10 protein-coding genes are annotated in these 8,467 nt (G+C 55.7%); 4 read left to right on the top strand and 6 right to left on the bottom strand.

Features of this window, described 5'->3' with window-relative positions:
- Positions 1–318 precede the first annotated feature (318 nt).
- Both CON76_RS12325 and CON76_RS12320 read left to right on the top strand, forming a co-directional pair.
- Positions 319–1,230 carry a hypothetical protein gene (locus CON76_RS12325; protein WP_145995460.1) on the top strand — a complete coding sequence of 304 codons (912 nt, stop codon included), beginning with the start codon at positions 319–321 and terminating at the stop codon, positions 1,228–1,230.
- Positions 1,231–1,301: 71 nt separating this feature from the next.
- The gene (locus tag CON76_RS12320) at positions 1,302–2,561 is read left to right on the top strand and encodes a putative barnase/colicin E5 family endoribonuclease (protein WP_101103734.1); all 1,260 of its coding nucleotides are present in this window, start codon (positions 1,302–1,304) and stop codon (positions 2,559–2,561) included.
- 209 nt (positions 2,562–2,770) lie between these two features.
- On the opposite strand, the gene CON76_RS12315 is transcribed toward CON76_RS12320, so the two are convergent.
- From CON76_RS12315 to CON76_RS12960, 5 genes are all read right to left on the bottom strand, one after another.
- Complete coding sequence (locus CON76_RS12315) at positions 2,771–3,094, bottom strand: hypothetical protein (RefSeq protein ID WP_101103732.1); 324 nt, start codon at positions 3,092–3,094, stop codon at positions 2,771–2,773.
- Between the two features lie 23 nt (positions 3,095–3,117).
- Positions 3,118–3,723 (bottom strand): hypothetical protein, encoded by a 606-nt coding sequence (locus CON76_RS12310; RefSeq protein WP_101103730.1) that lies wholly within the window; start codon positions 3,721–3,723, stop codon positions 3,118–3,120.
- Positions 3,723–3,911, bottom strand: coding sequence for a hypothetical protein (locus tag CON76_RS12305; protein ID WP_101103738.1), 189 nt, complete (start codon positions 3,909–3,911; stop codon positions 3,723–3,725). Before CON76_RS12305 ends, CON76_RS12310 begins: the two co-directional genes overlap by 1 nt.
- A 109-nt stretch (positions 3,912–4,020) precedes the next feature.
- Complete coding sequence (locus CON76_RS13885) at positions 4,021–4,989, bottom strand: KilA-N domain-containing protein (protein WP_101103728.1); 969 nt, start codon at positions 4,987–4,989, stop codon at positions 4,021–4,023.
- A 315-nt stretch (positions 4,990–5,304) separates the two neighbouring features.
- The gene (locus CON76_RS12960) at positions 5,305–5,814 is read right to left on the bottom strand and encodes a hypothetical protein (RefSeq protein WP_145995459.1); all 510 of its coding nucleotides are present in this window, start codon (positions 5,812–5,814) and stop codon (positions 5,305–5,307) included.
- A 148-nt stretch (positions 5,815–5,962) separates the two neighbouring features.
- Between CON76_RS12960 and CON76_RS12290 the strand changes: the two genes are divergently transcribed.
- A complete protein-coding gene (locus tag CON76_RS12290) occupies positions 5,963–7,519 on the top strand; it encodes a hypothetical protein (RefSeq protein ID WP_145995458.1) in 1,557 nt (518 codons plus the stop codon).
- On the top strand, positions 7,516–8,187 hold the full coding sequence (locus CON76_RS12285; RefSeq protein WP_101103722.1) for a hypothetical protein: 672 nt from the start codon (positions 7,516–7,518) through the stop codon (positions 8,185–8,187). The genes CON76_RS12290 and CON76_RS12285 overlap by 4 nt, the downstream gene beginning before the upstream one ends.
- On the opposite strand, the gene CON76_RS12280 is transcribed toward CON76_RS12285, so the two are convergent.
- Positions 8,148–8,467: ISAs1 family transposase (locus tag CON76_RS12280; RefSeq protein ID WP_145995457.1), on the bottom strand; the 320-nt coding region annotated here is incomplete at its 5' end. The genes CON76_RS12285 and CON76_RS12280 overlap by 40 nt on opposite strands.

The raw sequence follows: 8,467 nt of genomic DNA, 5'->3' as shown, positions 1-8,467 counted from the left end.
GGGGTCGCTGCGTCCTGACAGGGCCGATGCGCGCGGGTGCGTGCCTTTGGCTCACGGCAATGACCCGTAGCGACCCCTCTTCAGGCATCAAAGTGACAAAAGAGACGACGGGGTGGACTGCGGTGAAATATCCGGGCTAGGGACAAGTTGGAAGCGCCGCTGAGTGAGGTGGGGCAGCGGGTTATTGGCGAGATGATGGCCGCGTCCAACATCACCGAGCAGCAGGCCAGCGACTGGGCCAAGTCGCAAAGCATCACGCCCCAGGCGCGTGCCCGGTTCAAAAAGCTGGGCTACCCGGTGGAGCAGGTGTTGCAGGACATGGCCGACTTCTACCGCATCACGGGCGGGCGATTGAACGCGGTCAAGGTCGACTCCAAAGGCGACAAGCGGGCCAACGCCACGGGGATTGAGGATCATGGGCAGGTGGGGGCCATCAACATCGGCACCGCCTTCGATAAGCGCGTGTTGTGGCACGAGCTGGCGCACCACTTGGAAGCCGACCCGGCCATGAAACAAGCAGCAGGGCAGCTTATTGAGCGCCGGTCGGTGGATGGCAAGGCGTACACCTTGCGCAGCCTGACGGGCGACAAGGGCTACCACAGCAGCGAAGTGGCTTACAAGGACTCCTTTTTTTCGGAGTACGTGGGCAAGATTTACCGCGATGGCGTGACCGAGGTTTTCAGCATGGGGGTGGAGTCGCTATCGAACCCGTTGTTGCTGGCCCGCCGTTTGGCAAAAGACCCGGAAACGCTGGAATTTGTGATGGGTATGCTCAAACGCCCTATGGGTGCGCTGGCGGTGGCACACAAAGAGTTGTCTGGCCGATTACTGGAAACCAGCATGGAAATCAACGGGGCCAAAAAGAACACTGTGGCGGAATTGCAGGCCATGTTGGCCGACAAGGCAAGCCCGATTGACAACGACACGGATATGTCGTGGACTGAAGACGATATTGAATTCGAGTATTTCAAAAGGTACAAGCTAACCCAGATTGGACAAAGCGACGGCATGGTTGTATTTTCTGGCAAGATCACAAACCCGAAGACCAATCGTCAAATTGCAGGCTTTGTGTTGGCACCGAAGGTACTGGGCGGATTTTTCCAAAAAAAGGAATACACCAGCATGGACATGGTGCGCACTGCGCTGGGGTATTTTGCGGTAAATGGCATCCTTCCATACCAGTGGCAACTGGAAGATGAGAAAAAACTGCGCATGGCGCTGGGGCTTTGACCGGAAAAAAGCCCCCATCCTGCCCCGCCTTTGCCGTCTAATGGCAGCAACCCAAAACACACAGCCTTACCGTGAAATTCAGAACCGACACCTACACCGCAATTACCCTGTTTGGCATCGTGGAAGTGGACTTCCCAGAGGATGGCGGGGTGGTTTTTGATGGGCCTGCCAGCGCCGTTGAGCACCTGAAATCTGTGATTGATGGACGCACCGGCACCAATGGCATTAGCCTGACACCGCAAAATCTGGAGCCGTACGACTTCTACCATTTCTGCCAGCCGAAGGGCAGCATGGTGACGATTTTGGAGCCGTGGGACGATTTGCTATCGGGGCGCTCCCCCTACCGCAACAACGACGACGATGAAGGCGATGGTTACGCCGTGATGGACGATGCCAGCGGCATGGGCATGAATTTGGACAGCGTGGGTGGTGTGCGGTTATTGGATATGCGCCGCGATTTGAAGCTGGCAACTACGGTGCAGGAAAAGCTGACGATCATGCGGGCCATGTTGTCGCATCTGGATAACATGAGGGACAAGGAAGATAAAACGCCAGATGTTGGCCCGTTTGGCCCCATTCTCACCCAATATCACCACAACGCACAGGAGGCAATTGAGGCACTGACGAAGTTACAAGATGGCGAAGCGGTAGCAGCATTGCATCACCCTGAAATCGGTGACATTGATTTGGTGTGGGGTCGTGCCCCAGAAGGTGGAAAGGACGGTTTTGGCTTGGCCAAATTAATCGTGAAGCATCCAGAAGTGCTTCAGGATTTACAAGGATTTCTGAGTCGCCTAAGAAAAGACCCAGCCCAATCCGGCGGAAACAGAATCCGACTTGTTGATGAACGCGGAACCGCCATCGTAAGGCTACAGTGGGAAGGTCAATCCAAAAAATGGCTACTGACCGCATTTGAAGATAAAGCCCTTGGCGTTGTCACTAGGACGGACATTGGCAACTTTGAGGCCAAGGATGACACAGCTAGCCTTGGCACCGAGGGCAATCAAAGTTTAACTGAAATTGGCGAAGCTGTGCAAGACGTTTATGTGATGGAAGAAAATGGCAAGCGTTTTGTGCAGTTGTTCAGTCTACAGCAAGGGCCAGGAGGTGCCAGCGAGGCGACGCTCAAGAAATATGGTGCATTTCTGAAGCTCGGCACTGACATCGGGGAGTCCAACGTCTGGCTTATCAGCCTTGACAGGTACTTGGCCAACAGCAAGAACTTGAAAAAGTACGCCATCACCAAGGCTGGAAAGAGGATGGGCGAACGGTTGGGAAAGGCCATGCGGGCCGTAGTGAAGGCAGCCGCCGCAACTGCTGAACAGCGGTAGGGGGGGTGTTCGTCTGTGAACAGGTGTACGCAGGTCGGCACAATGCCGTCCACGCTTGATTCAAAAATCAAGCCAAATATATTGAGGCAGGCGCAGGTTTTCGAGAAGGCATCAAAGAACACCGCGTTGCTTGATTCGATTTTTGGGCGGCAATAAGCAAAATCCCGCCAATGGGCGGGATTTTCTCATAATCAGCTACAACACCTGAATTACAGATCGGATAATTCAAGGATTTCTTGACCAATCAAAATACAATCTTTTCCTATTGGATGGTAGATGAATCTCATGCGGTACTCTCCCTTGTACACGAAACCCATAACCTCCAGAACTGTTAGCTTTTGTGCCTTGTTTGCAGGATTGGCTAAAGAAGGCAATTGCTTGACCCTTGATGCAACTTCGGCACGATCGTCGCCATCGGCGTGAAATGAGAGAAGTTTCTTGGCTTGGGTCACAGCCTCTGAGGAGCACTGAGGTGTTGCTGATAAGGCGTTGAATGATGCAAGCAACATCAGGATGGCAAATGATTTTTTCATGGTTTAATCGGTTTTTTCTAATTTCAATTTTTTGTCGATTCCGCGTCAGTTGACAATGATATTTCCTGTTTGGCGGGGCTTATCGAGTTCTTGAGATTCGACAGGACATCATCCAGGTGGGTCGAACCAACCACCGCAAGGCCAATCAACACTACCGTCAGCACATTGACCAAAAGGTTGATGCCCAAGTCTTTGAACAAGCCTGCCATGCCTTTGTTGCCATCAAGGGCGCGATGCACCTTGCTGACTTCGGCTTTGATCACCGATTCTGAGGACTGAATATGACTGCGAATATCCGCCTCGGTGTCATGAATCAATGTTGAAACATGGCTTTGCTTGAAGGCATCTTGCGCTGCCTGCACACGAGCTGCCAGCATGGCTTCCAAAAACTCCTCCAGCAGACGGTCTGCCTGTTCACGGTAGCTTTCGAGCCTGCCAGGCAGGTTGGTCATGCGATGAAACTCTGCCAAGTCGTTGTTGTCGGGGTGATGGCCTTTTTCTTTACAGAAATGCTCGATGTAAGCAATTTTCTCGTTTTTGTAGAGAACGTAGGCCACGGCCCCATGAACATCGTTGGGGTCGTTGACGAGTGCTTTGTAAATCCAGTTGTAGCTGGGATCGTTGGCCATCAAGCGGCAACCCGGCGGCGTGCCTCGGCAAAGGCACGGTTGATCTCATCGCGAGAGAACTTTGCCGTCTTGATGCTGTGTGCAACATTGACAGGCAAGCCGGACATGTCCAAAGGCTTACGGTCGATCATGTTCTGGTTGACTTGGCGGATCATTTCGCGGGAGAAAAGCCGTTGTTGGTTGAGCATGTTGTTCTCCAAGAGGGCCTGTGATTTTACGTTGGAATCGAGAAAAAAGCCCGCACGGTGGCGGGCTGGGTGTTGAAACCCCCGGTTGCACGCCGGGGGCGGATTCGGCTTACACCATCAGGGTAGGCGGCTCAGGGCGCAAGGCGTTCATTTCGGCTTGCAGGCGTTGCACCGAACTGGCGGCCATTTGTGCCGCACAGCCCAACATCGACAGGACGCGCCGGACTTCGCTGTGGTAGGCGTGCGTGAGGCAGTTGCCAAGTTCGGCCTCTTTGAGCACGTCGGCCACTTGTTCGCGGCTGGTGTCGGGGTAGTGATTGACGCGGAAGGACACGCGGCGTTGCAGGTGTTCGCGGATGAGCATGTGGGCATCCACCGTGATTTCAGCAGCGCGCCGGTCGATCATGGTGTGTACGTCGTTGGGCAAGGAGCACTCACTTTGGCCCTCCAGCAGCAGTTGGGCGGCGTTGATGCTGGGGAATACCGGCTCGACCACTTCCAGTTCGGCCACGTGGCGCGAGAGCAGCGACACCGCGTCGGTGAACTGTTCGGCAGGGATGTCGCGGTAGCCGACTTTGAAGTGGGCTTTGAGCTTGCTCCAACCGCGCATGATGGCCGGGCCTTGCTTTTCAGGCGGCAGGCGTTTGGCGTTGGTCTCCAGCAGTTCGCGCAAGGTGGCCTGCTGTTTGGCGTTGAGCTTGTCTCCGGGTTGGACGGTGTAGGGGATGGACTTCGGCGATACTGCATCCAGAAACACGCGGATGACCTTGAGGTGAAAGGCTGCACTGATCCATGCGGCGTAGGCAATCACCAGCTCACGGCAAACGTAGGTGCCTTGGAGCTTTCCACGACCGCGAACAGTCTCAAAAGCTTTGATCTGCGAATCCGCAGAACATATTTCCTTGGCAAGATCTTGCGTTTCATCGCGGCGCATGAAGAACGCGGGCTGGTGCTTGTCTTCGCTGCCCGCTGCTTTGCGCAGATCGTTCAGGTAGTAAAGATCGCCCAGTTGGCGTACGGCAATGTCGCCTAACGTGAAGGCGTGAGCCAGGGATGTGGTTTGGGTTTTGACGGCCATGATGGCTTCCTAATCAACAAGTTTCAAAACCTGCCGCCAACGTCGTCAAACATTGGTGACAGGCCGTGTCGGGTTGACGAACCGGGACTAGGAACCGGCGCACCTTTGCAGGTGCCCCAACACGGCCCGCCTCAGAAAACTGTGGTCGCAACCATGCGCGCCTCACGCAGCATGAGGACATAAAAAAACCGCTAAGACGCAAAACGGCCAGCGGTTGCTGCGCCCAGTCTATTCCGGGTCGTCAAACCCGTGTCTTTCGACGGGGTGGAATGTAGCACAAATTCAACCTTGACGTTGTGTTCTAGCAGCGTCTATCTACCTCATGCCCGCGCCTTGCAAGCCAAGCATTATTGAACTGATATGGGGGCGAATCGTACTTTCCATGATGTCTTGCGTCTCGGATTCACTCAGGCCAGAGTTTTTCATAATGCGCTCCCGTGCAGCTTCTCCTGTGTAGAACGGGTGGCTGCCTCTCAACTGCTGCCGCGCGTACGCCCCCTCGATCAAGGCACCGGCAATTGCGGAAACAGAGCACTCAGCCACGAGTAACTTTCCGCCCTCAGCATTCTTGGCAAGAGATACCTTTTTCCAGCATTTATTTTCATCAAATAGCATTTTGTTGACATTTCCAGTATTGTAACTGCCGAAAACATCACCACTAATTTCAGATATTTTCTCTCTTGACAGAAGTGCAGGCGAGCCTTCTTGAGCAAAAGCTGACAACACTGGAATCAAAGATGCCAGTGTAAGTGCGATTTTTACTGAAAACTTACTTGATCTACGTTGCATACTTTCTCCTGTGGGTGTAAATTTTTCGTAGATCATTATCATCTATAAAAATAGCAATGTCACTTTTAAACAAAAAAAATTTGCAGGAGGCATTGCACCTCAACATCCTCCTAAGGCGGAAAATCTGACCGAATTGAAGCCCTGCGCTTCCTAACATAGTGGCACCGTCTATGACTGTGCCGCTATGCCAACTCCCCAAAAAACCGACACCAAACCCCCGGCGCAAGGCGCATTTTCCCGCTTCGGATTGACCGCCAAACGGTGGGCATCGTCTTTTGTGCGCCCGGCACAGGAAATTCGGGAGAGCGACACGTTTCTGTACGGGGCGGGTGTCACGACGGTGGCAGCGTTGCTGGGCACGGGCAAGCGTGCAGCGCGGTCGCGCCAGGAGATTTACGCCAAATGGGCCACGATGGAGTCGGACGCAATCTGTTCGACAGCCATCGGCTTGCTGGTTACTGCCGCGCTGGGTGGGCACGAAACCACGGGGCAACTGGTTTTCATTGAAAAGACCCCAGTCGCCACGAAAGACAAGCGGCTGGGAGCGGTGGCCGACGAAATTGCCGCCGATTTGGGGCCAATCTTTGACCGGGTGGCGTTTCAGATGGCCTATGCCGGGGCCGCGTTTGGCGATTCCTACGCCCGCATCTACATGGATGCCCGTGGCGTGGTTGACCTCTACACCGACGAAATGGTGCGCCCGCAGCTGGTGCAGCCTTTTGAGCGTGGCAGTCGCACGGTGGGCTATGCGGTGTACGTGGGTGAGCGCAATTTCGAGCGCCTGGACGTGTCGCAACTGGCACGCCTGAAGATGCCGCGCACGCAATGGGTGCCCCAGCATGGTGTGGTGGAAAAGGCGTTGCGGCTGGCACTGACCGAAGACGATGTTGACGCACTGCCCGTTATGCCATCAATGGCGGGCGGATCGCTGCTTTACAACGCCGAGGAAGCCTACGACAACCTGATGGCGGCGCTTACGGGGCTGGTGGGGCAGCGGTGGATGGACTCGATTGATGAATCCGTGTGGTCGGTCAACATGGAAAGCATGACGAAGGAGCAGCGCGGCTTTTTCATGGACAACATGGTGGCCATGCTCAAAAAGTCGAAGGCACTGGCCGAGGATGCCGTCAAGAACGGGCGGCCCATCATGGAGCGTATTCGCCACATCTTGCCCGTGTTCAACGAGAAGCAGTTGGTCAACGTGGGCGGGCCTTCGCAGTCGGGGCGGGCCAGTTCGATCACGATTGACGATGTGATGTTGCACGCGCGGCTGTTGGCTGGGGCCATCGGGGTGGATTTGTCCATGCTGGGGTTTGCCGATCAGTTGTCGGGCGGGCTGGGTGACGGCGGGTTTTTCCGGGTATCGGCGCAAGCGGCAGAACGTGCCCGCATCATCCGTGTGGCGCTGGCGGACTTCTTCAACCAGGTGATCGACATTCACACGATGCGCCGTTACGGGGTGGTGTTCAACGCAACGGACAGGCCGTGGAACATCAACTTCTTTGGCTCCATTTCCGCCCTTGAAAACGAGAAGCAAAAGACGCGCACCGACAGCATGAATTCGGGCCTGTTGCTGGTGCAGGCCATGCAGTTGATGAAGGACATGGGGGCCACCAAGGAAATGATGGTGGACTACCTGACCAAGAACATGATGCTGGACGAACCGCAAGCGCAGCTGTTTGCTGGCATTGTGGATGCACCCCCGCCGGATGGTGGCATGGGCATGGGTGGCGGGCTGTGAGTCTTTACAACAACATCAAGACCCAGCAAGCCGGGCTGTTGTCGTCGTCTGGTGGTGGTGGCAGCAGCATCATGGGCGCGATCAACGGCGGTATCAGCAGCGGTATCAACGGACTGGCCAGCAGCGCGGCCAATGCGATGGGTGGCAGCATTCTGGCCAATGTGGTCACTGGCATCGGTGCGAACATGGCCACGAAAGCAGCGGCCAAACTGGTGAACAAGCACATTCCCCCCAACGCACAACGGGCGCTCAATTTGGGCGGGGGCGTGATAGGCGATTTGATGAACGGGGATTTTTCGGCAGCGGGTATGCGGCTGTTCGATTCTGGCCTGTTGAACAAGTACCTGCCCGGTGCCAGCGGCATAGCGTCGCAAGCCAAATACTGGGGCACGCCCACCCCCTTGTTTGGTGGCATCAGCCCTGAAAAGGCACGCGACCTGTACCAGCAAATGCGCGAACACCGCTTCGCCAAAAAGAACCTGTTTCTGTTGGAAGTCAGCAGCCCGTTGATGGGCCACATCACGCACTTCAACTTGTTTGCCACCGACGTGGATTACACGCCGTTTTCGATAACGGGCGACAAGCGCAAGGTGGGCGGCGCTACGGTGGACATTCAGGGCAATCGCATTTACCCCCGAGGCCGTAGCCCCAGCAGTGCCGCACGGTAGTCGGCGTTGCGGTCGGCGGTTTGACGTCGGCTGTGCAGGCTGCGCTTGGGGTAGCGGGTGTCCTGGCGCAGCAGCGACAGCGCAAACTTGCGCAGCGCCGAGAAGTTGCGCGCCGCATGCCCCTTGCGGATGCGGCATTCGTCCTCGCGAAACACCACATCGAGCACCCAGTGCAGTTGGTTCTCCACGCCCCAGTGGCCGCGTGCTGCCTTGGCCAGCGTCTTGGCCGAGTCGATGCCCTGCGAGCCGATGTAGTACGCACGCTCCACGCTGACCTTGC

Source organism: Macromonas bipunctata, assembly GCF_002837135.1.
In the GTDB taxonomy this organism is placed as follows: domain Bacteria; phylum Pseudomonadota; class Gammaproteobacteria; order Burkholderiales; family Burkholderiaceae_C; genus Macromonas_A; species Macromonas_A bipunctata.
This window is presented reverse-complemented; position numbering and strand designations above follow the sequence as displayed.

What these genes read in the sequence shown, in the direction of transcription:
- CON76_RS12325 (WP_145995460.1), top strand. Translation starts at nt 319, where the DNA reads ATGGCCGACTTCTACCGCATCACGGGCGGGCGATTGAACGCGGTCAAG.
- CON76_RS12290 (WP_145995458.1), top strand. Translation starts at nt 5,963, where the DNA reads ATGCCAACTCCCCAAAAAACCGACACCAAACCCCCGGCGCAAGGCGCA.
- CON76_RS12315 (WP_101103732.1), bottom strand. Translation starts at nt 3,094, where the DNA reads ATGAAAAAATCATTTGCCATCCTGATGTTGCTTGCATCATTCAACGCC.
- CON76_RS12310 (WP_101103730.1), bottom strand. Translation starts at nt 3,723, where the DNA reads ATGGCCAACGATCCCAGCTACAACTGGATTTACAAAGCACTCGTCAAC.
- CON76_RS13885 (WP_101103728.1), bottom strand. Translation starts at nt 4,989, where the DNA reads ATGGCCGTCAAAACCCAAACCACATCCCTGGCTCACGCCTTCACGTTA.
- CON76_RS12960 (WP_145995459.1), bottom strand. Translation starts at nt 5,814, where the DNA reads ATGATCTACGAAAAATTTACACCCACAGGAGAAAGTATGCAACGTAGA.
- CON76_RS12305 (WP_101103738.1), bottom strand. Translation starts at nt 3,911, where the DNA reads ATGCTCAACCAACAACGGCTTTTCTCCCGCGAAATGATCCGCCAAGTC.